Source organism: Kribbella sp. NPDC050281 (genome assembly GCF_040655855.1).
Lineage (GTDB): Bacteria > Actinomycetota > Actinomycetes > Propionibacteriales > Kribbellaceae > Kribbella.
The window spans coordinates 1-22,694 of the sequence record NZ_JBFAKS010000054.1; the positions used below are offsets into that span (position 1 = coordinate 1).

The following is a 22,694-nucleotide window of genomic DNA, read 5'->3' on the forward strand; positions in this document are numbered from 1 at the left end:
GCCCTGGCGGCCGCACTACAGTCGGAAGAGCCGATCCGCTGGTCCACGATCGGCGACAGCATCGCCCAGGGCTAGCTGCAGGGCGGCGGTCAGGCCGGCACGCTGAGCAACTGGTGTGGCGGGGCTGCCGAGAGGTGTTAGCGGGTTAGAGCTCTGGCCTGGTTTCGGGATCTTTGGCGGATTCGGTCGGCGTCGCAGATGGCGGCGGCTACCAAGAGGTGGACGGTCATGGAGCTGAGGTCGGAGAGGCCGCTTTCGTTGAGGGAAGCGGCGGTGACGTAGCCGAGGAGGAGGGCGCCGCAGGCTCGGATGTACGGCGTGGGGGCTCGGAGAACCGAGACCCACGCGAGGATCAACGCGATCGCGACGATCGTGACCGCGAGCAGACCGGTCTCCCAGTACAGGCCGAGCCAGCTGTTGTCGATCGCCATCACATCGATGTCGCCCTCACCGCGACGCAGCAGTACCCGCTTGTTGCCGAGGCCGTGGCCGATGATCGCGGTCTGGATCGACACCTTCTCGTCCAGCACCGCCTGCCAGCTCGTCGTACGCCCACTGAGCGAGCTGATCTGCTGTGTCCCCTGCCCACGCAACACCCACGTGTGCAGCGATCCGATGGTCAGGAACGCGATCCCGATCAGCCCCGGCACCACCAGACTCGCGATCCGCCCGGCCCACGTCTTCCGGGTGATGATCAACGCGATCACCAAGCCGAACGCGATCGCCGCCGCCGACGTACGGGTCCGGCTCAACGCCACCAGAACGACGCCCAACCCCATCAGCCCGACCGACGGGATCATCGACAGCTTCCGGCACAGCAGCCCGAGCAGCGCCAGCCCGAACAGGATCGCGCCGACCTCACCGACCCGCGGCGGCAGCATCGGGATGATGACACCCTGCAGGCGATACCCAGTGCCGAGCGAGCTGAGCGGCCGCCACGCCTGACTGGGTGCGTACGCCAGACTCGCCACGACCGTGGCCGCCAGCAACACATGCGCCCACAGATGCGCCCGCACCAACCGCTCCGGCACCTGCACCAGCGGCCGCCAGAGCAGGAACACCAGGATCAGCCCGATCATGAACCGCGCCAACCGGGTCAGCGGCCCGAGCGGCTCCGCCAGCAGGAACGCCGTGGCGACCGCGAACATCACGTACAGCACGTAGAGACTGCTCGCCGGATTCACCCGGGTCCGGAATCCAGGCTTGGTCGCAGCCATCGCGATCAGGAAGATCGCCCCGAGCAGCAGCCCCTTCATCACACTGTTGGTCGACCCGGTGGTCCCCTGCGGCGCCGCGACTCGCGACGACCACGGCTGCACACCCAGGACGAACAAGCACCACAACACCAGCCAGAACCACGCCGGCTTCTGGATCTCGCCGTCGACCGTGCCCGGCACCGGCGGCGCCAGACGAGTCCCACCAGAACGGTAGGCGGTCGCGGATCGCATCATGACAACACGATCAGCGCAGCGGTGCGGCGGTGTCGAGCGGCTTGTAGTTCAACGGAATGCCCAGTGTCTCGTCGTGCGGCGAGGCACCGATCAGTACGACGCCCAGCACCGGAGCACCGGCGAACTGCAACGCACCGGTCAGCCGAGCCACGTCCATCTCCTTGTCGTGCCCGACCTGCACCACCAGCACCGACGCGTCCACAGCCGCGGCCAGCGGCGTGATCCCGTGCCGGCCGACCGACGCCGGTCCGTGGATGACGACGGAGTACCCAGGCGGCAGGTCCGCCACGATCCCCGGCACGAGCGACGGACCAACGGCCGCAGCCGTCTCCTCGTGGTTCAGGCCGGGCGGAAGCACGTACAGATCGGCGACCGTGCCCGGGCGGAACAGCTTCCGCGCCCGGATCGCCCGCGTCGCCGCAGGCTCCATCACCAGGTCGGTCAGCCCCTCGTGCCCGGTCACGTGCGACAGAACCGGCGTACCTTCGATGTCTGCCAGGACCAGCAAGGTCTCCCGGCCGTCGCGAGCGTTCGCTTCGGCCATCGCCAGCGCGATACCGGCCGAGTTCGGCGTCGGGGATGCGGAGACGACAAGCATCGCGCCCGGACCGCCACCGGCGAAGGCGCGCGGGTTCAACTCGCGGCGGGCAAGCGCACCGCTCGCCTCCGCACCCAGCGCAGTGATCTCGTACTGCGGCAACTCGGGAGCCGTCCGATGCCAGAACCGGCGCCGGTTGCCTTCCGACGCGGCGATGACCGGCGAGCTCGCCGCACGGGCCGCCTGGTCGCGAGTCACGATGTACGGCGTCAGGTGCGACCGGAGCAGCGCCAGACCGAAGCCGAGCACCAGACCGAGGATGCCGCCCACCAGGATGTCGCGGGCAACCATCGGTGAGGACGTCGCGGTATCCGTGGTGGCCGGGGTGACCAGTTCACTACCAGAGCCGACCGTGGTCAGCGCCTTCACCATCGCGGCCGCGTCGTCGGCCGCCTGCCGGGCCTCGGTCGCCAACCCGACCCGCTGGTCGCGCAGCGCGGCGGCGGTCTGGGAGTCGCCCCGCTGGACTGCCTCGTCGATCTGGCTGACCAGGCTCTTCGACTGCTGGGTCGCGGTCTTGGACCGGTCCTGGGCCTGCCCGGCGAGCGTGGTCAGCAGCGCCTTGGCCTCGTCGTTGCGCTGCTTCAGGTAGATGCTGGAGATCGCGTTGGCCCGCTCGACCGCCTTCGCCGCGGTCGGTCCGTCGGTGGTGACCAGGTACGCGTTGTCGGTGACCGCCTTGACCCGGGTCACCGACGCCAGTTCCTGGATCGCGTCGTCGGTGGTGTCCATGCCGAGCGACTTCGCCACACTGTGCAGCAGCGTCGGGCTGGCCATCACGCGGGCCTGCGTCTCGGCGGGCAGATCCATCCCGAGCGGACCGGTCTTGTCCGTGGTGGGCAGCTTCCCGACCAGGGCCGGCGGGACCGCCGGCCCGAGTACCAACTGGCTCGAGGCGGTCCACCGCGTCGTCTGGGACAGCGCGAAGACAGAAGCTCCGAGCAGGCCGAGGACGATGCAGCCCATGATGAGCCACTTCTGCCGTAGCAGTGACTGAGCGGTCTCCCGCCAGACCACGGTGCCCGGTTCCATCCCTACCCCACTTCCATCGCCCACAGGCTCGGTGCCAGCGACCCAGGATATAGGCAGCAGGGATCGTGCGTACCGAAGAGTCCGGTCCATGCCCTACTGTGACCTCCGGGGGATTCCCGGGGGCTGCCGGGAATTTGATTTGGCGCCGTTTCGCGCGCCTTCCGTCCGAGGGGGACACCGCAGGATGAACAAGAGATGGTTGCTCACGCGTCTGGGGCTCGTGGGCGCTCTCGTCGCCGGGGCACTGGTGGTCGTTTTCGCGCCGCCCGCCCAGAGCGTCGAGGCCTCGCTGTCAGCAGTGGCGAGCCCGACCTGGCAGACCAACGGAAGTGTGCAGGGCATCACGGTCGCAGCGGGCAAGGCGTACGCCGGCGGCCGATTCACGAGCGTGCGGCCACCGGGCGCCGCAGCCGGGACCGGAGAGGTCGCGCAGGCGTACCTCGCCGCTTTCGACGAGAACACCGGTGCTCTGGTCACCGCGTTCAACCCGGTCCTCAACGGCCAGGTCTACGCGGTCGCGGCCTCCGCCGACGGATCGCGGATCTTCGTCGGTGGTGACTTCACCACCGTCAACGGCGTCACCCGCAACCGGATCGCGGCCTTCGACACCGCCACCGGTGCGCTGGTGACGACCTGGAAGCCGTCGGTCTCCTTCCGGGTCAAGGCGATCGCCGTGCACGGCAACACCGTCTACTTCGGTGGATCCTTCGGCCTGGTGAACAACCTGACCCGGAACCGGCTCGCGGCCGTCAGCGCGGACGCCGGCACCCTGCTCCCGTTCGCCCCGTCGGTGAACGGCGACGTGTACGCCGTCGACGCCGCGGACGACGGCTCCAAGGTGTACGCCGGTGGCCAGTTCAGCGCGGTCAACGGCACCAACCAGAACACCGTGACCAGCCTCGACCCGGCGACCGGCGCCGTACTGCCGTTCCCGGGTGCGTCCGCGGTCCCGCCGCCGAACGGCTCCTGCACCACCCGGGTCAAGGCGATCGACGCCAGTGGCGACACCGTGTACTTCGGCAACGGCGGTGACGGCGGCGGCTGCTTCGACGGCACCTGGGCGGTCGACGTCTCGACCAACGCGCTGAAGTGGAAGAACTCGTGCCTGGGCGCGACCGAGGCGGTCAAGGTCGTCAACGGCTGGCTCTACAAGGGTTCGCACGCGCATGACTGCGCCAACCAGGGCGCCGGCGGCTTCCCGCAGGGCTTCGACTACCGGTACCTGCTGGTGGAGAAGATCTCCGACGGCACGCTCGGCCCGTGGTACCCGAACACCGATGCCGGACCGCCCACCGAGGTCGGACCGCTCGCGTTCGCGACCGGTGGCGACGACCTCTGGGTCGGTGGCGACTTCTTCAGCACGAACGGCGTCGGCCAGCAGGGCCTGACCCGCTTCACCAACGCGACGCCAGGTGCGGCTCCGGCCAAGCCGGCCAAGCTGCTGCCGTACAGCGTCCAGCCGGGTGTGGTGCAGATCCACTTCCCGACCGTGGTCGACAACGACGACAGCACGCTGACCTACCGGCTGCTGAAGGGCTTCAGCAACACCACGATCGCGACCTGGACAGCCAAGTCGACCCCGTGGGACCGGCCGTGGCTGCACTACACCGACACCAACGTGGTGCCGGGCGAGACGCCCAACTACCGGGTCGAGGTGACCGACGGAAGTACGACGTTGCGCGGCAACTACTCGGACCCGGTCACGGTCGCCAGTGCGCCGTCCACGGCGTACGACCAGATCATCAACGCCGACGGTCCGCAGGGCTACTGGCGGCTGGGTGAGGCGGCCGGTGCGACGACGTCCGTCGACTCGTCCGGGCAGAGCAACAACGGCACCTTCGGTGGCGCGGTGCTCGGCCAGCCCGGTGCGATCGCGGGGAACACCGCGATGACGGCGACGCTGACCAGCGGCCGGATGACGTCCGAAAAGGGCTACAGCATGCCGCAGCAGTTCACCGTCGAGGCCTGGGTCAAGCAGAGCGGCACCAACCGCGGCGGACGCATCATCGGCTTCGGCAACTCCAAGGCCGGCACAAGTGCGACCGGTGGCGACCGGCAGCTGTACATGCGCACCAACGGGTCGATCGTGTTCGGGGTGAACGACGGCGCCCAGAAGACGCTGACCAGCACCTCGGGCAAGAACGACGGCCAGTGGCACCACGTCGTCGGCACCTTCGACAACGGCGCGATGAAGCTGTACGTCGACGGTGCGCTCGCAGGAAGCGCAAGTGTCGGAACCGCGTCGCTGTACTACGGCTGGTGGCGGCTCGGGTACGACAACAACACCAACTGGCCGGGCGGTGGAGCGAGCCAGGTCGGGATGAGCATCGACGAGGGCGCGGTGTACCCGTACGCACTCACTCCGGTCCAGGTGCAGTCGCACTTCAAGGCCCGCTGAGTAAGGCTTCGGACAAGTTTTTCGGGTTTGCGACACAAAGTCATAACGCGGGTGGGAGCTCGCCTTCCGGTCGAGCTCCCACCCCGCTAATGTCCGCTGCTGGTGTGTGTTTTGAGGCCACGCACCGTTGTGAGGCACCCGCCCGTCCGAAGGACATAAATGAAGAAGTTAGTTCTGGCCATCGTCACCGGCGCGGCGGTGGTGGCCGCCGCACTGATTCCGTCCGGTCCGCCAGTGGTGGCGGCGGCCCCAGGTTTCGGTTCCGCCGTCTCGGCGATCAAGCAGACCTCGTGGCAGACCAACAACAGCGTCAACGCGTTGGCCATCGCCGGGAACACCGTCTTCGCCGGCGGTCTGTTCACCCGGATCCGCCCACCCGGCAAGGCCGCCGGTCAGGGCGAAGTAGTCCGCACCTACGTCGCCGCCTTCGACCGGACCACCGGCGCACCGACCACGTTCGCGCCGACCCTCAACGGCCCGGTGTACAGCATCGCCACCAGCCCGGACGGCAAGTGGGTGGTGATCGGCGGTGACTTCACCGTCGCGAACGGCCTGAAGCGCAGCAAGATCGCGATGTACAGCACCGTCACCGGCCGGATCGTGCAGGCCTGGAACCCGGTCGTCGCGGCCCGCGTCAAGGCGCTCGCCATCTCCGGCAGCACCGTCTACATCGGCGGCGCCTTCGGCCGCGTCGACGGCCAGACCCGCAACCGGCTCGCCGCGGTCCGGCTGCTCTACGGCGACCTGACGGCGTGGAACCCGAACGCGAACAAGGACGTGTACGCGATCGACGTGTCCGACAACGGCACCAGGGTCTTCGTCGGCGGGCCGTTCAGCACGATCAACGGCAAGGACCACTATTCGCTGGCGATGGTGAACACCACGACCGGAGCGGCGTACTCGATGCCGGCCGCGGCGGCGATCCCGAAGCCGACGGCCACGTGTACGACCAGGGTCAAGGACATCGACACCCTCGGCGACAAGGTGTTCGTCTCCAACGGCGGTGACGGCAGCGGCTGCTACGACGGCGTCCTGGCCGCCAACGCGACCACCGGCGAACTGCTCTGGCAGAACAAGTGCCTGGGCGCGACGGAGGCGATCAAGGCGATCGGCAGCTGGGTCTACAAGGGCTCGCACGCACACAACTGCAGCTCGTCGGGCGCCTTCGGCGACGGCACCGGTACGCACTACCTGCTGGTCGAGAGCGGCACCAACGGCAAGCTCGGCCCGTGGTTCCCGAACACCGACGCCAACCCGAACAGCACCACCAAGGTCGGACCGCTGGCGATGGCCGGCACCAACACCGACCTGTGGGTCGGCGGCGACTTCCTGCACGTGAACAACGCGGTGCAGCAGGGCCTGGCCCGGTTCACCAACACCCCGGGCGGCGCCTACCCGGCCAAGCCGACGGCACCGACCCTGACCAGTACGACGGCCAACCAGGTCCGGGTGGCGTTCAACGACGTCTACGACGTGGACAACCTGACGCTGACGTACAACGTGTTCCGGGGCTCGACGAACGTCGGTTCGTACAACTACGTCTCCTACTACTGGGAGAAGCGCAAGCTGTACTCGATGGTCGACACGGGTGTGAAGAGTGGCCAGACGGTCACCTATCACATCGAGGTGCACGACGGCCGCAACATCGTGAAGGGCCCGTCGGTCTCGATCAAGGTGAAGTAGGTCGTCAGGGGGTCTGCTCGAAAGGGCAGACCCCCTTCGGCTGTGGATCGGCGCGGGCCTGCCGGTCGTAGCCTGGGAGTCCGGGGAACTGGGGTACGGGGACATCTGAGGTACTCGGGAACTGGGGGGAATCATGGGGAGAAGACTGCTTGCTGTGCTCGGGGCGGCGGGTCTGGCGTTCGGCCTGATCCCGGCACCACCAGCTGTCAGCACCGGCGCGTCACTGACCGCCGTCGCGGGATCGTCCTGGCAGACCGATGCGAGTGTGCTCGGCCTGGCCGTTGCCAAGGGCAAGGCGTACGTCGGCGGCCGGTTCACGAAGGTCCGTCCGCCGGGTGCGGCGGCCGGGACGAACCAGACGACGCGGACTTATCTGGCGGCCTTCAACCAGACGACCGGTGCGCTCGACACGAGCTTCAACCACACCCTGAACGGTTTCGTCTGGGCGATCGTCGCGTCGGCCGACGGATCCCGGGTGTACGTCGGCGGTGACTTCACCCGCGTCGACGGCCAGGTGCGCAACCGGATCGCGGCGTTCGACGCGGCAACCGGCGCGCTGGTGTCCACCATCAAGCCGAGCGTCTCTTACCGGGTCAAGGCACTCGCGATCGGCGGGACCAGCCTGTACTTCGGAGGATCGTTCGGACTGGTCAACAACATCGCCCGGAACCGCGCGGCCGCGATCAGCACGGTCAACGGCAGCCTGCTGCCGTGGAACCCGAACGCGGACGCCGACGTCTACGCGATCGATGCGGCCGACGACAACTCGAAGGTCTATCTGGGCGGCACGTTCGCCAAGGTCGGCGGAGTGAGTCGCTGGGCCGTCGCGAGTGTGAACAACTCGACCGGCGCACTGCTCCCGTTCGCCGCGGCGTCCGCCGTACCGCTCCCGACCAGTGGGTGCACGTCCCGGGTGAAGGACATCGAGACGTCCGGGAACCGGGTGTACTTCGCCAACGCCGGCGACGGCGGTGGTTGCTTCGACGGGACCTGGGCCGCGGATGTTGCCACCGGCAACTTGGTGTGGAAGAACACCTGTCTGGGCGCGACCGAGGCACTGACCGTGGTGAACGGATGGCTGTTCAAGGGATCGCACGCGCACAGCTGCCCGGGTGCCTTCAGCGACGGCACCGGCACGCATTTCCTGCTGCTGCAGAACCCGGCCAACGGGTCGCTCGGACCCTGGTTCCCGAACACGAACGCCGGTCCGCCGACGCTGGTCGGTCCGCTCGTGTCCGCGACCGGTGGGAGCGACTTGTGGGTCGGTGGCGACTTCACCAAGGTCAACGGCGTGGGTCAGCAGGGCCTGACCCGCTTCACGAACCTCGGCAACGGCGCCGCTCCCCTTGGTCCGGTCCTGCCGACGCTCTCCAGTACGACGGTTGGTCAGGTCAAGGCCACCGTCCAGACCTCGCTGGACAACGACGACATCACCCTGACCTATCGGCTGCTCCGCGGCGCCACCAACACGATCGTCGCGACCACCACCGCCAACTCCACCTTCTGGAGCCGTCCGACCATCACCCTCACCGATCCGACTGCTCCGTCCGGTACGACGCAGATGTACCGCATCGAGGCCTACGACGGCCACAACGCCGTACGAGGCGGCTACTCAACAATCACGGTGCGCTGACGGCGCGGCGGTGGGCGGCGATAGCTCGGTGGGCTTCGTTCCACCACAGGAGAAGGGTGCAGAACGAAGCACTGGCCAGGCCCCAGGCGGCGCCTTTGGAGCCGGCCAGGACGGCACCGCCGACGCCGAAGGTGATGAGGATGACGGAGGACATGAGCCGCACGCGGAGGCCTCGGGTGGCGGCCGCGAGGGCGCGGAGGATGGCGAAGGCACCGGCATTGGAGGCCCCGAGAGCCTGCAGCAGGATGACGGGGATCAGTACGGCGTGAGCCTGCGTCCAGACTCCGGGTCCGAGTAGCTCACGGCCGACGGTGGCCGGCAGCAGAAGGAAGACGGCTCCCCAGGCAAGGGCGCCCGCGCCGACGCCCAACGAGATCGCGAGACCGACCAGCCACAGCCGGCGGTACGAATGGCGCAAGGCCCTGGCGGCTTCGGGGACGGAGATCATCCGGATGCCCTGGTTGATGACGTTCACGGGACCCAGCAGCACCTGCGCACCGCGGATGCCGGCCGTAGCGGCAAGACCGGCCGCGGCGGTGATGCCGAGCATGTAGACCTGGATCGTGCCGGAGACCGCGAGCATCTCCCCCATGTACTTCGGGGTGAGGTCCCAGTTCCGCCGTACCCATTCGCGGATCAACTGCCGGCGCGGCGAGATCCCGGCCTGGAACCGCCCGGCGACAGCCGCGATCACCGCACCCAGTCCCCACGCGAACGTCAGGGTGGACGCGGATGCCGTGTCGGTGAGATACAGCCCGCCGAAGATCACCAGCATCGCCAGCAACCAGATCAGGTCGTTGACGAGCGCCTTCTGCCCTTCCCCCACGACGAAGAACGCCCACCGCCACGCGTCCTGCAGCAGCAACCCCGGCATCGTCACCGCGAAGGCGATCAGCACTCCCTTCGACGGCACGCCCGGGAACGCCGCGATCCCCAGCCCCACGAGCATCCCGAGGAACCCGGCCAGCAACGCGGTCGCCGTACTGGCGCGCACTGCTCGTTCCCAGTCAGGAGTCCGGTCTCCGGAATGCCGGACTGCCAGCGGCTCGGTCGCGACCGCACGGGACACGTTCAACGCGATCGTGTAGCCCCCGAAGGCCAGCGCGTAGACACCGAAGTCAGCGACAGTGCTGGAGCGGGCGACGACGACTCCGACGGCGAGATTGCTCAGACTCGACAGCGCCTGGTCGGCCAAACCCCAACTGGCGCGACCGGCCGGCCCGGCCAGCCGACGTAGCTTCGGCCGCCGGAACCTCACTGAAGCACCCTAGACCGGACGCGGAGGTCGCCGGAGGATGCCGACGCCGAAACGGGGGATGCCCAGCAGATAGCGCTTCCAGAGGCGCCGCGGCTCCTTGTACAGCCGGTAGCTCCACTCCAGCCCGGACCGCTGCATCCACAGCGGTGCCCGGTCCAGGCGGCCGGTGTGGAAGTCGAAGGCGGCGCCGACCCCGATCAGGATCGACGCGTTCAGCCGGTCCCGGTGTTCGGCCATCCAGCGCTCCTGCTTGGGCGCGCCGAGACCGACCCAGACAATGTCCGGCTTCGCCGCGTTGATCCGTGCGACGGCCGCGGCGTCCTCCGCCTCGGTGAGCGGCCGGTACGGCGGGCAGTCGGTACCGACCACCTTCAACGCGGGGTGGCGCTCCTGGAACGTGTCCCGCAGATCCTCGGCCACGCCCTCGGCGCCGCCGTAGAAGTACTGTGTCCAGCCCCGATCGGCAGCCTCTGCCATCACGCGCTCGAGCAGGTCCGGGCCGGCGACGCGCGCCATCCGGTCGAAACCGGCTCGCTTGCCCGCCCACACCAGCGGCATCCCGTCGGCGACCGTCAGCCCGGCGTTGTTGTAGACCTCGGTCAACCATTCGTCGGCGCGCGCGTGCAGCAGCGCGTTCACGTCCGAGACGCAGACCAGTTGCCGCTCACCGTCGTCGATCCAGCGCGCGAACGTCTCGACCGTCTCGTCCAGATCGGTCACGCTCACGTGGATCCCGAGTACGTCGACGCGATCGTGCGCCGACGTGGCGAGCCGGGGGTCAGTGGTCTCCGCAGTCATTCCTCAGTCCTCGCGGGTCAGCGCGGCCAGGTCCGCGTCGACCATGATCCGGACCAGCTCGGGCACATGCACCTGGGCTTTCCACCCGAGCTCGGTCGTGGCTTTGGACGCGTCCCCGATCAGCGAGTCCACTTCGGTCGGGCGTTCGTACCGCGCGTCGTAGTCGACGTACTGCTCCCAGTCCAGCCCGACGTGGTCGAACGCCAGCGAGACGAAGTCGCGGACGGAGTACGACGTCCCGGTCGCGATCACGTAGTCGGCGGGGGTGTCGTGCTGCAGCATGCGCCACATGCCCTCGACGTACTCCGGCGCATAGCCCCAGTCGCGGGCGGCCTCCAGGTTGCCCAGGTACACCCGCTGCTCCAGGCCGAGCTTGATCCGGGCCACCGCGCGGGAGATCTTCCGGGTCACGAAGGTCTCTCCGCGGCGCGGGCTCTCGTGGTTGAACAGGATCCCGTTCACCGCGAACATGTCGTACGCCTCGCGGTAGTTCCGGGTCATCCAGTAGCTGTAGAGCTTGGCCGCGCCGTACGGCGACCGCGGGTAGAACGGGGTCTCCTCGTTCTGCGGCGGCGGCGTCGCACCGAACATCTCCGACGACGACGCCTGGTAGAACCGGCAGTCCAGCCCGATCATCCGGATCGCCTCGAGCAGCCGCGTCGTCCCCATCCCGGTGGTGTCACCGGTGTACTCCGGCTCGTCGAAGCTGACCCGGACATGGCTCTGCGCAGCCAGGTGGTAGACCTCGGCCGGCTGGATCGACGCCAGCAGAGTGACGAGCCGCGACCCGTCGGTCAGGTCGCCGTAGTGCAGGAACAGCCGCTTGTCCTTCGCGTGCGGATCCTCGTACAGGTGGTCGATCCGGCGCGTGTTGAACGTCGACGCCCGGCGGATCAGGCCGTGGACCTCGTACCCCTTTTCCAGCAGCAGCTCCGCCAGGTACGACCCGTCCTGCCCGGTGATCCCGGTGACGAACGCCTTCTTCATGAGGTCCGCCCCTGATACCAGGCGTAGGTGGCCGCGACGCCTTCCTCGAGCCCGATCGACGGCTTCCAGCCGAGTGCCCGCAACCGGCTCACGTCGAGCAACTTGCGCGGCGTACCGTCCGGCTTGGACAGATCGTTGCTGATGGCACCGGTGTAGCCGACCACCCGGGCCACCAGTTCGGCCAGCTCGCGGATCGTCACATCCTCGCCGACGCCGACGTTGATCGGCTCCGGCTCGTCGTAGTGCTCCAGCAGGTGCAGGCACGCATCGGCCAGGTCGTCGACGTGCAGGAACTCCCGCCGCGGCGTCCCGCTCCCCCACAGCACGACCTCAGCGGCATCGGTACGACGGGCGTCGTCGAACCGCCGGATCAACGCAGGCAGCACATGCGAGCTGGTCAGGTCGAAGTTGTCGTTCGGCCCGTAGAGGTTGGTCGGCATGGCCGAGATCCAGCGCAGCCCGTACTGGCGGCGGACCGCCTGGACCTGCATGATGCCGGCGATCTTGGCGATCGCGTACGCGTCGTTGGTCGGCTCCAGTTCACCGGTCAGCAGGCTCGACTCGCGGATCGGCTGGTCGGCGTACTTCGGGTAGATGCAGGACGAGCCGAGGAACAGCAGCCGGGGCGTGCGGACCTCGAGGGCCGCGTCCATCAGGTTCACCTGGATGCGCAGGTTGTCGCTGAGGAACTCGGTCGGGTGGTCGCGGTTCGCGAGGATGCCGCCGACGCGGGCCGCCGCGTCGATCACCACGGCCGGCCGGTGGTGGGCCAGGAACGCGAACGTCGCGGCCCGGTCCCGCAGGTCCAGGTCCGCCGACGACGCGCCGATCAGTTGGGTGAAGCCGGCCGCTTCCAACCGCCGCCAGATCGCGGACCCGACCAGGCCGCGGTGGCCCGCGACGTACACCGGTGCTTTCAGGTCCATCAGTACGCTCCTGCGCCGTAGATCACCGCGCGCACGGTCTTCCAGAGAATCAGCAGGTCCAGCGTCATCGACCAGTTGTCGACGTACCGCAGGTCGAGCCGGACCGACTCGTCCCAGGACAGGTCGCTGCGGCCGCTGACCTGCCACAGTCCCGTGATGCCGGGCTTGACCAGCATCCGGCGGGAGTCGTCGGCAGCGTACAGCGCGACCTCCTCCGACAGCGGAGGGCGGGGGCCGACCAGGGACATGTCGCCGCGCAGCACGTTGAACAGCTGCGGGAGCTCGTCGAGCGAGAAGCGGCGGATCCACCGGCCGAACGGGGTCATCCGCGGGTCGTCGCGCATCTTGAAGATCACGCCGTTGCCGTCGCTCAGTGCGAACAGGTCACCGAGCCGGTGCTCGGCATCGGCGTACATGCTGCGGAACTTCAGCATGGTGAACTCGGCGCCGCCCCGGCCGACCCGCTGCTGACGGAACAGCACGGGTCCGGTGCTGGACAGCCGGACGGCGATCGCGAGACCGATCAGCACCGGCGCGAGCAGGACGATCATCCCGAGTGCCAGGATCCGGTCGAAGACCGCCTTCATCAGGTGCGGGCCGCCGCTGACCGACGGCCGCTCCAGGTGCAGCAGGGACAGACCGGCGACCGGCCGGACCGAGATGCGGGGACCGGCGACCTCGATGATGCCGGGCGAGACGATCAGCTCGATGCCGCGCTGCTCCAAGGCCCACGACAGCCGGCGCAGCGACTGCCCGGCGAGCTCGGGCTCGGTGGCGATCGCCACGACCTCGACCGCGTGCCGGTCGGCGGCGGCCAGGATGTCCGGCTCGTCCAGCTCCTCCGACGGCATCGGCCCGGTCCCGTGCTGGTCGCCGCGCGGGCGGCAGGTGGCCACGACGCGGAAGCCGTCCGTCGGACGGCTCTCCAAGTGCTCACAAAGTGTTGCGGCCGGGCCATTTCGCCCGACCACGAGAACCCGATGCATGCAGCGGCCTCTGACCCGGTGCCGGTGCAAGTCCTTGCGCAGGGCGTACCGCAGTACCAAGGCAGAACCGACCATCACCGGAATCGCGAGTACAACGAAGCCGCGCGCGATCTCGGTCTTGGTCACGTACGCCGCCATCGCCACGGCTGCGGTGAGGCCAACTCCGGACCGCAGCAGCGACCGGAACTCGTCCGGTCCGGCACCGAAGTAGCGAGGGTCGTACCCCTTGGACATGGCGACCGCGCCGACCCAGGCCAGCGGGAGCAGGCTGCTGACAATCAGATAGCCGCTGCCGACGTGGTAGCCGAACCGGGTCAGCAGAGCGATGGAGACACCGAGCATGGCCGCGAGCAGGTCACCGCCGACGGCGGCCCAGCGGTACACACCGATCCAGCGCGGCTCGGTCGACCGCGACGGGAGCGGGACGATCGCCGGCACCTCGCGCGGAAGCACCCACAGCGGACGGCGGCCGTCAACCGCATCCGGCGCCTCTGCTCCGCTCAAAACGGCCCCTTGCTCCAAGCTGCAAGTGCACGAACACGGTACGTGTCCGTCGCAGCGTGCAGTCTGCCATCAACACTGTCCAACGGAGATCGCCACCCACGGCGACGACAAAGCATGCGTGCCCCACATCCCCAGAAATTCACCCGCCCGTCGGCGGTGCGACATCGCACAGTACTACGACCGAGGGCCGTCGGCGACGGCGGCTCAGGAACCCTTGGATAGAATTTGCGTCGGGGTGCGGGACTGGTGGGGTGGGGGTAAGGAATGGCGTCGCAGGATGCTGCTCGGCCGCGTGCGGCCATGCGGCCGGCGTTGGTGCCGGCGGTCCGCGGGCCGGCCGTCGTACTGGCGGTCATCGGGGCGGTGCTGTGGATCGTCCCGGCCGTGCTGTACGCCGGCGACACCGGCCCGAGCCGGCTGGATGTCCGGGTGCAGAACCTCGTCGACGACTCGCCCGCCGGGGCGTGGAACCTCGTCCGCGCGATGGACTGGCTCGGGGAGCCTGTCGGCCGGGTCGTCCTGGTGTTCGTCACCGCAGCGCTCTGCCTGATCGCCGGACGCCAGGCTCTGGCGGTCGCCGCCGTCCTCGGCATCGTGACGACCAGCGTGCTCACGACGGCGCTCAAACCGCTGGTGAACCGCCGGATCCACGACGACTTCCTGTCCTATCCCAGCGGACATGTCGCCGCGGCCACAGCGGCGGCGATGGTGATCGGCCTGCTCCTGGCCGACCTGCTGCGCACGGGCCGGATCGCGGGTACGGCGATCCTGCTCACCGTCACCGTCATCGGCGGTGGTCTCAGCGCCTTTGCCCAGATCCACCTGACCGCTCACTACCCCACCGACGCGCTCGGCGGCTTCGGCTGCGGGCTGTTCGTGATCCCGCCGACGGCGCTGGTGATGAACCGGCTCGCCCGGATGCGAGCGGCCCGGCCGGCGTCGGAGTGACGCCGGCCGGAGCAGTCACGCGATCGCGTGGCTCGGCGTGTCGTACTCACGGACGACGTCGGCCGGGATGTGCTCCAGGTCGCTGACCCGAAGGTAGTCGCCCATCGTCGTACCGGTGCACTCCGAGTCGATGTTCGGCGCCGACCGGCGATCCATCGCGTCGCCCAGGTGCACGGTCCGCAGGTCGATACTGAACCGCGTCCGGCCCGAGGTGTTCGGCACGCTGGAGTGCAACTGCGCACCGGAGAACAAGATGATGCCGCCCGGCTTGCAGATCGGCCGGATCTGCGGCAGCAGTTCCACCTCTTCCTCCGGCACCGGCTGGACCCGGGTGTCGGTGCCGATCTGGGTCGCGGCGATCTTCCGGCTGGTCGCGTTCCACTCCGCGTAGTTGTAGACCCGGGAGCTGTTCCTGACCGGGGTCTGCCAGTACTTCGGATGGAAGGCGAGCCCGTTGTCCGCGGTGATCGGGAAGATCGGCAGCCACCAGTTGAGCTGGAAGTGCGGCGCCGAGTACCAGGTGTCGCGGTGCGGGTGGAAGGCGAACGCGATCCCGGTGGTCAGGTAGTCGTTCGACGTCGAACTCCGCATCCGCGGTACGTCGAAGTAGACCTGCTCGGTGTCGCAGCCGAAGTCGGCCAGCATCGCCTGGATCAGCCGCTTCGACTCCGGGTGATGGATGAAGCGCGGCTTGAGTTCGGCCAGCAGCGCCGCGTAGTCCTCGACGGCCATGTCGAACTGCGCCGTCTCCGGATCCAGCGGTGCGAACGCCGCCCGGGCCATCTCACCGGCGAACTCGGTGAGGGCCAGAGTGGACGGCCGCGGTGAGTAGACGAACAGGTCGCCGTCGTACAGCTTCTGCCTGCGTTCGTCGTCGCCGAACTCGGCGTCGACATAGATGGAATGCATGATGGAACCCCCCTCTTACGGAACCGGCCCCGCGCCGGCACTTCGCCGAACCGTCTACGCAAATCGGCGGAACACCGGCTTGACCGGACGTCCGCCCATCCACCCCCTCGGGTCGTCGGCGTCGAGCGCCTTGCGGTAGACGACACATGCCTGCGCGACCGCCTCGACCGTGCGGGCGATGTCCTCGTCGGTCAGGGCCGCGCTCACGACGAACGACGGACCGACCACCCCACCGAGGATCAGCTCACGCAGGAACAGCGTCCGGTACTCCTGGGACGGCTGCAGGTCCTGGTCGAGGGTCGCGAAGACCAAGTTGCTGGAGCGGCCGCGGGTCACCACGTGATCGCCGACACCGGCCGCCTCGGCCACCTCGCGGACGCCGCCGGCCAGCCGGTCGCCCAACGCGTGCAGCCGGGCTGCGATGCCTTCGTTCTCGTAGGTGTCCAGCACCGCCATCGCCGCGGCCAGCGAGTGGCTCTCGGCGCCGTGCGTGGTGGAGAGCAGGAAGACCCGTTCGCGGTCGTCGCGCAGGCCACCCCGCTCCATGAACTCGCGCTTCCCGGCCAGTGCCGAGATCGCGAAGCCGTTGCCGAGTGCCTTGCCGAAGGTCGAGAGGTCGGGCGTGACGCCGTACACGGCCTGCGCGCCGGCCTCCGACCAGCGGAAGCCGGTGATCATCTCGTCGAAGATCAGCAGGCAGCCGTGCCGGTGGGCCAGGTCCCGTAGGCCGGCCAGGTAACCGTCCGGCGGGTCGTGCTGGGTGGCTGCCTCCAGGATCAGGCAGCTGACCTGTCCTTCGTGCTCCTGCAGCAGCCGCTCGGTCGCGGGCAGATCGCCGTACGGGAAGCGGACCGTCAGGTCGGCGGCCGAACCAGGGATGCCGGCCGACATCGCCGTGGTCGAGATGAACCAGTCGTCGATCGAGAAGAACGGCTGGTCCTCGCAGATCGCCACCAGCGGCCGGCCGGTGGCGGCCCTGGCCAGCTTGACGGCGGCGGTGGTGACGTCCGAGCCGTTCTTGGCGAACTTGACCATCTCGGCCGTCTGCACGGTCGCCAGGAAACGTTCGGCGGCATCGAGCTCGATCACCCCCGGCCGGACGAAGTTCGTGCCCAGGCCGAGCTGGGCGCGGACCGCTTCCAGCACCGCCGGGTGGGCGTGCCCGAGACTGACCGCGCGCAGGCCGGATCCGTACTCGACGTATTCGTTGCCGTCGGCATCCCAGACGTGGGCGCCGCGACCATGCGTCATCACCGGCGCCATGTTCTCCGGGTACTGGTCCACCCCCTTGGCGTAAGTGTGCGCGCCGCCGGGTACGACGTCCTGCAATCGTGCGTTCAGCTCGACCGAACGGCCGAACGACTTCTCCGTCGGTGTCATGTCAGCCTCCTGCTGGCCTCCGCCAGCGACGGTGCGGCCTTGTCCCGCTCGGACATCAGCGTGACCGGCAGCGGCCACTCGATGGCCAGACCCGGGTCGTCGAACCGGATCGACACGTCCTCTCTCGGGTCGTGGGCCCGGTCGATCCGGTACGACACGTCGGCCGGATCGGTCAGAGCCTGGAAGCCATGCGCGCAGCCGGCCGGGACGTACACCGTGACCTGGTTCTCGCCGGTCAGATCGAAGTACTCCGTGTTCCGGTACGTCGGTGAGTCCGGCCGCAGGTCGACCACCACGTCGAGCACGGCACCGGACGAGCAGCGCACCAGCTTGGCCTCACCGGCCCCGGACCGCACATGCATGCCACGGACGACACCCTTGACCGAGCGGGAGATGCTGTCCTGCTCGAACGCGTCGGGATCGAGCCCGGCCGCGGCGACCACCGCGCGGTCGAAGGTGCGGCAGAAGAAGCCGCGCTCGTCCACGTAGGGCTCAGGCAGGAACAGCAGCGCGCCGGCGATCCTCGGAACCTGAATGACGTCCATCGATCCTCCTACTGGTCGCTGCCTGTCGCCATCGGCCGTCCGGCGCCGAAGAACCGGTCGGACAGTACGGCGAACTGCTGCTCGAGCTGCTCGACGTACTCGGCGTTCCTCTCCTGCATCACGGCCTCGAGGCCGCCCGCACGCGCTTCGAGCGCCCGCAGCTGGTCCATCAGCCGGGTCACGTCGAGGTCCTTGATCGGCTGCCGGAACTCGGCCAGCCGCATCCCCTCCATCAAGATGTCGTTCTTGACCGCGTAGCTGACCGAGATGGTCGGCTTCGACAGCTTCAGCGCCGACTGCACGTTGTGGTAGCGCGAGGCAACGACCAGGTCGACGCTCGCCAGCTGCTCCATCAGTTCGCCGAGCGAGTCCGCGGGCTCCCGGACCAGTCGCTCGTCGACCAGGTCCGGCCGGGTCCGGCGCAGGTCGTCGGAGATGGCGGTGACGACGGCCTCGTCGGCCGGGTCGCCGGTGACGAGCCGGATCCGGTAGCCCTCGTCGACGACCTGGCGGGCGACCTCGACGATCTTGCCGACGTACTCGGTGTAGATCTCGTCCGACCGGGACCGGTCGGTCGATGCGCCGTGGTACTCCATCACGCCGAGGCCGATGGTCCGGCGCGGATCGCGCGACTCCGGCTCCTTGGGTTCCGGCAGCGCGAACGCGAGGTCCGGGTAGACCGCGTCGTTGCTGGTGTCCAATCCCATCTGCCGCATCGCGTCGCGCGAATAGCTGTCCCGATAGGACCGGTACGTCGCCATCCGCGCGGCGTTGGTGAACAGGTAGCGGATCGACCGTTCGCGCGCGAAGTTCGCGCCGATGCTGACGAACGCGACCTGCGCTCCCACGATCCGGGCCGACAGGCACATCAGGAACAGGGCGTACGGGAAGCCCCACGGGTTCAGCTCGAGCGTCGTCTCCAGCACACCCATGCCCGGCACGATGATCAGGTCGTAGCGACGTAGCAGCAACGGCATCCGGACCAGGTCGGCGAACTTCCCGAAGATCTTGCGCGCGATCGTGGACACCCGGGACCGGCCGGGGCCGTGGGCCTGGAACCAGGTCATCGCCGTCGCCGGGATGCCGTACTGGCGCTCCAGCGTCTCCGGGCCGGAGCAGACGCAGCTGATCTCCACCTCCGGGTGGTCGCGCCGGAGGAACCACAGCATCGAATCGAGCGACCCGTGGTTGCCCAGGTTGCCCGATCCCAGCAGGCCGAAGATGGCGATCCGCGGCGGCCTGCCCGCAACGGCGGCGCTCATCCCTGTGCGACCCTCCTCTGACCGGCCACCGCCGAGCTGTCCGGAATCGATATCGGGGCGCTCGGCGGCGCGCTGTCCTCGATCCGTTGCTTCGATCCGGGTTTGGCCCGGCTGGCCATCCAGCGGATCAGCTGCGCGTAGCACCCGCGCCGCTGCGCGGACGACAACGGCGCCCGGCGGATCGCGCCGACGAAACCACCGATGTACTCGGCCAGCAGCCGGACGGTGGGATGGCGCAGCCGGCTGGCGCGCCGCGGTTCCATGTTCGCCGAGCGGGACCGGATGGTCGGCTTGGCCCGCTCTGCCCGGTCCGGGTGGTCCCGGCGGAAGAACAGCAGCTCGGGGACCTGGTAGAACCGGCCGTGCAACGCCAGTTCGGCGATGATCGTCCGGTCCGAGTGGTGGTAGCTCCCGTTCAGCGGCGTACGGCGCAACACGTCGGAGCGCATCACGCCGTAGAAGTCGTCGCCGCCGACCGCGAACAGCTGGCTGCGGAACCGCTCGACCGGGTTCGGGTCGTCGGTGGCCAGCGGGTAGTCGACCTTCAGCACGATGTCGCCGTTGCCGTCGATGATCGCCTGGTGGGCGTGGGCCAGCACGATTCCGGGGTCGGCATCCAGCGCCTCGACGCACCGCAGCAGCAGGTCCTGGCCGTACAGGTCGTCGTACGACGCCCACTTGAACAGCTCACCGCGGGCCTGTTCGAAGGTCCAGTTGTGGTTCGGTGTGGCGCCGATGTTCACCGGCTGGCGGAAGTAGCTGATCCGCGAGTCCCTCGCCAGGTAGTCGCGGCAGATCTCCGCGGTCCGATCGGTCGACGCGTTGTCCGAGATGATCAGCTCGAAGTCGGTATAGGTCTGTCCCAGCAGGGCGTCCAGGGACTCGGCCAGATACTTCTCCCCGTTGTAGACCGGGAGGCCGACGCTCAGCCGTGGTACAGCGTTCATGTGCTCCTCATTTCTGGCATCTCCTGTATCTCCGCGGCCTCGGGAGGCTGGACGACCTCGACCGGTTCGGCAGCCTCGGCTTCCAGCTGCGCCCACCGCTCGCGGATCCCCACCCCGAAGCTCCACCACCACACGATCGCGCCGACGAACGTCGCACAGGCCGCACCCCAGGACGACCCGAGCGCACCGGCGATGGCAGCGCCGCCGACACCGCCGATCAGGTACGCCGCCGACGCCCACAGCTGGGCGCGGAGACTCCTCCTGGCCACGCCGAGTGCACGCAGCCCGGCCGACGCACCGGTGTAGAAGCTTGCGAACATCACCGACAAAGTTGCCGGTAGCAACAGTGCGGACGAGGTCAGCCACACCTCACCCAGCAGCGCGTGGCCCCATGCGTCCGGCAGGGCGAACAACAGCGCCAGGCCCCACGCCAACGCGGCGAAGGCCTGAGCCCCACCGAGCAGCAGGCAGAACCACGGCAGCGCCCGTGGCCGCCGGCGAAGGACCCTGGCGGCTTCCGGAACCGCCACCAGACCGATCCCGGACAGCACGATGAAGAACGGGCCCAGCATCATCTCGGCGCCGCGGACGGTACCGACCGCGGCGATCCCGGCGAGGGCGCCGAGACCGTACATCTTGAACTGGTAGGCACCGCTGATGGTCAGGTTCTCCGCCAGGTAGCGCAGCCCGAGATCCCGGTGCTGCCGCAACCAGTCGAGCGCCCTGAACAACCGGGGAGCGACGCCTGCCTGCAGACCACTGACCAGCGCGGCGAATGCCCCGGCCAGTCCCCAGGCCAGCACGAACCGGGTGACACTGGGGTCCCGCGACGCCAGGTAGAGCAGCGGGACGAGCGCGGTGGCCCAGGTGATGTCGGCGACGAACGCCTTGCCACCCTGGCCGGACGAGAAGAACGCGAACCGCCAGCTGTCCTGCAGCATCAGGCCCGGCAGCACGATCCCGAGCGCGATGAACGCCGCACCCGGCCGGCCGCCGAGCAGGACACCGACGAGCACACAGATCGTGCCCATGATCAGACCGACCGCGATCGCCATCCCGGTCGAACTTGCCACTGCCTTCCGCCACACCGGCCTGGGCACTCCACTGAACCGCACCGCCAACGGGTCGGTGGCGAGGCCGCGGGAAATGTTCACCACGACCCCGTACGTCACCCACGCGAGGCTGAAGGCGCCGAACTCCACGGCACCCAGCGATCGCGCGACGACGATACCGACCACGAAGCTGACCAGGCTGGTCACAGCCTGGTCAGCGAGTCCCCAGGTGAGGCGGCGCAGAACACCTTTCATGTCAACCCACGACTTCGTGCGGTTCGGGCAGCGGGACCAGGTACGTGGCACCCCAGCCGCCACCGGCTTCGAGTTGGGAGATGACCTCGTCGGCGATGTCCCAGGTCAGTACCAGGACGACATCCGGCTGTGCGGCCCGCAGTTCGTCGATCGGCCGGATCGGGACACCACAGCCGCCGGGGATCCGGCGTCCGTGCTTGCCCGGTGCGGCGTCGACGGTGAACTCCAGCAGGTCGGTCCCGATCCTGCTCAGGTCGAGCAACACCGGCGCCTTCGACGGAGCGCCGTACCCGAGCACTGTGCGCCCGGCGGCCTTGTGCCGGACCAGTTCGTCGTGCAACGCGCCGGCGGCGTGCCACGCGGCCTCCTGCAAGCTGGCCAACTGGACTTCCTCGGCGATGCCGGCCGCGTCCTCGTCCTCCAGCAGTACGTCGACCGATGCGTCCGGCTTGGCGTCGTCCGCGTGCCGCAGCATCACCATCAGGCTGCCACCGAACATGTCGACCTGGCGCACCGACTCGACCGCGAGCCCGTGCAGGGCGGACAGCCGCTTCACCGCTCCGAGCGACAGGTACGACCAGTGGCCGTGCCGGATGGTGTCGAACTGGTTGCCGATGAACAGCGGCAGCAGGTGGTGGAACTCCAGCACCAGCAGACCGCCCGGTGCGAGCCGTTCGGCGCGCAGCCGCAGCATCTCGCCGACCGACGGCTCGTGCGCGATGCCATGCACGTCCACGACCAGGTCGGCTCGTTCGCCGTCACCGGCCAGCCGGCAACCGGCGGCGTACAGGTGCTCGAGCCAGGAGCCACCGTGGTGGCTGGCGAACTCGAAGACCACTCCACCGGTGAGCTCCGGGTAGTCCCTCAGCAGTTCCTTCACCGACGACTCGGCGTGCGCGATGCTCGTCGCCGACTCCACCGCCAGCGGCGGTTCGGGCAGCTGCGGCTCGACCGGGCCGAGCTGCACCAGCGTGCAGTCCCGGCACAGCCACAGCTCCAGCGGCCAGCGCGGATCAGGCCCCGGCGTGTCCGCCGTCGGGAAGTAGTCGGCGCACGGCTGTGCACCGAGATCCACCACGGGTACGACGTTCTCCCCCGCGCACCCACGACACTTGAAGCTCGCCTCTTGTTGATCTCGCACT

18 protein-coding genes are annotated in these 22,694 nt (G+C 68.8%); 4 read left to right on the top strand and 14 right to left on the bottom strand.

The features are described from left to right. Nucleotides 1-137: 137 nt before the first annotated feature. Together AB0I34_RS39155 and AB0I34_RS39160 are read right to left on the bottom strand one after the other, a co-directional pair. Nucleotides 138-1,451 (bottom strand): hypothetical protein, encoded by a 1,314-nt coding sequence (locus AB0I34_RS39155; RefSeq protein ID WP_360455983.1) that lies wholly within the window; start codon nt 1,449-1,451, stop codon nt 138-140. A gap of 10 nt (nt 1,452-1,461) precedes the next feature. After that, nucleotides 1,462-3,081, bottom strand: coding sequence for a Wzz/FepE/Etk N-terminal domain-containing protein (locus AB0I34_RS39160; protein WP_360455986.1), 1,620 nt, complete (start codon nt 3,079-3,081; stop codon nt 1,462-1,464). A gap of 184 nt (nt 3,082-3,265) precedes the next feature. Here AB0I34_RS39160 and AB0I34_RS39165 point away from each other — a divergent pair, with 184 nt between their 5' ends. From AB0I34_RS39165 to AB0I34_RS39175, 3 genes are all read left to right on the top strand, one after another. Then, the gene (locus AB0I34_RS39165) at nt 3,266-5,479 is read left to right on the top strand and encodes a LamG-like jellyroll fold domain-containing protein (protein WP_360455989.1); all 2,214 of its coding nucleotides are present in this window, start codon (nt 3,266-3,268) and stop codon (nt 5,477-5,479) included. A gap of 159 nt (nt 5,480-5,638) precedes the next feature. After that, on the top strand, nt 5,639-7,162 hold the full coding sequence (locus AB0I34_RS39170; protein ID WP_360455992.1) for a fibronectin type III domain-containing protein: 1,524 nt from the start codon (nt 5,639-5,641) through the stop codon (nt 7,160-7,162). A 133-nt stretch (nt 7,163-7,295) separates the two neighbouring features. Then, entirely contained in the window at nt 7,296-8,795 is a 1,500-nt protein-coding gene (locus tag AB0I34_RS39175) for a fibronectin type III domain-containing protein (RefSeq protein ID WP_360455995.1), read from the top strand. Here AB0I34_RS39175 and AB0I34_RS39180 read toward each other — a convergent pair. From AB0I34_RS39180 to AB0I34_RS39200, 5 genes are read right to left on the bottom strand one after another with little or no spacing between them, the layout of a single operon-like run. Next, nucleotides 8,782-10,053, bottom strand: coding sequence for a hypothetical protein (locus tag AB0I34_RS39180; protein WP_360455998.1), 1,272 nt, complete (start codon nt 10,051-10,053; stop codon nt 8,782-8,784). The two genes, AB0I34_RS39175 and AB0I34_RS39180, sit on opposite strands and share 14 nt — an antisense overlap. Before the next feature lie 9 nt (nt 10,054-10,062). After that, on the bottom strand, nt 10,063-10,851 hold the full coding sequence (locus AB0I34_RS39185; RefSeq protein WP_360456001.1) for a WecB/TagA/CpsF family glycosyltransferase: 789 nt from the start codon (nt 10,849-10,851) through the stop codon (nt 10,063-10,065). A 3-nt stretch (nt 10,852-10,854) separates the two neighbouring features. Next, nucleotides 10,855-11,838, bottom strand: a complete 984-nt coding sequence (gmd, locus tag AB0I34_RS39190) for a GDP-mannose 4,6-dehydratase (RefSeq protein WP_360456003.1) — start codon at nt 11,836-11,838, stop codon at nt 10,855-10,857. Next, nucleotides 11,835-12,764, bottom strand: coding sequence for a GDP-L-fucose synthase (locus tag AB0I34_RS39195; RefSeq protein ID WP_360456006.1), 930 nt, complete (start codon nt 12,762-12,764; stop codon nt 11,835-11,837). Before AB0I34_RS39195 ends, gmd begins: the two co-directional genes overlap by 4 nt. After that, on the bottom strand, nt 12,764-14,254 hold the full coding sequence (locus AB0I34_RS39200; protein WP_360456009.1) for a sugar transferase: 1,491 nt from the start codon (nt 14,252-14,254) through the stop codon (nt 12,764-12,766). The genes AB0I34_RS39195 and AB0I34_RS39200 overlap by 1 nt, the downstream gene beginning before the upstream one ends. Before the next feature lie 264 nt (nt 14,255-14,518). On the opposite strand from AB0I34_RS39200, the gene AB0I34_RS39205 reads away from it, so the two are divergent. Further along, the gene (locus AB0I34_RS39205; RefSeq protein WP_360456012.1) at nt 14,519-15,202 is read left to right on the top strand and encodes a phosphatase PAP2 family protein; all 684 of its coding nucleotides are present in this window, start codon (nt 14,519-14,521) and stop codon (nt 15,200-15,202) included. Between the two features lie 15 nt (nt 15,203-15,217). Here the strand turns inward: AB0I34_RS39205 and AB0I34_RS39210 are convergent, their stop codons facing one another. From AB0I34_RS39210 to AB0I34_RS39240, 7 genes are read right to left on the bottom strand one after another with little or no spacing between them, the layout of a single operon-like run. Next, entirely contained in the window at nt 15,218-16,111 is an 894-nt protein-coding gene (locus AB0I34_RS39210) for a phytanoyl-CoA dioxygenase family protein (protein ID WP_360456015.1), read from the bottom strand. 54 nt (nt 16,112-16,165) lie between these two features. Beyond that, nucleotides 16,166-17,491 carry a glutamate-1-semialdehyde 2,1-aminomutase gene (locus AB0I34_RS39215; RefSeq protein WP_360456018.1) on the bottom strand — a complete coding sequence of 442 codons (1,326 nt, stop codon included), beginning with the start codon at nt 17,489-17,491 and terminating at the stop codon, nt 16,166-16,168. Next, nucleotides 17,488-18,036: a dTDP-4-dehydrorhamnose 3,5-epimerase family protein gene (locus AB0I34_RS39220; protein ID WP_360456021.1), complete on the bottom strand. Its 549-nt coding sequence runs from the start codon at nt 18,034-18,036 to the stop codon at nt 17,488-17,490. The genes AB0I34_RS39215 and AB0I34_RS39220 overlap by 4 nt, the downstream gene beginning before the upstream one ends. Nucleotides 18,037-18,044: 8 nt before the next feature. Continuing rightward, nucleotides 18,045-19,298 carry a polysaccharide pyruvyl transferase family protein gene (locus AB0I34_RS39225; RefSeq protein ID WP_360456024.1) on the bottom strand — a complete coding sequence of 418 codons (1,254 nt, stop codon included), beginning with the start codon at nt 19,296-19,298 and terminating at the stop codon, nt 18,045-18,047. Further along, nucleotides 19,295-20,245 (bottom strand): glycosyltransferase, encoded by a 951-nt coding sequence (locus tag AB0I34_RS39230; protein ID WP_360456027.1) that lies wholly within the window; start codon nt 20,243-20,245, stop codon nt 19,295-19,297. The genes AB0I34_RS39225 and AB0I34_RS39230 overlap by 4 nt, the downstream gene beginning before the upstream one ends. Beyond that, nucleotides 20,242-21,552 carry a hypothetical protein gene (locus AB0I34_RS39235; protein ID WP_360456030.1) on the bottom strand — a complete coding sequence of 437 codons (1,311 nt, stop codon included), beginning with the start codon at nt 21,550-21,552 and terminating at the stop codon, nt 20,242-20,244. Before AB0I34_RS39235 ends, AB0I34_RS39230 begins: the two co-directional genes overlap by 4 nt. A 1-nt stretch (nt 21,553) precedes the next feature. After that, a complete protein-coding gene (locus tag AB0I34_RS39240) occupies nt 21,554-22,693 on the bottom strand; it encodes a class I SAM-dependent methyltransferase (RefSeq protein WP_360456033.1) in 1,140 nt (379 codons plus the stop codon). Between the last annotated feature and the right edge of the window lies 1 nt (nt 22,694).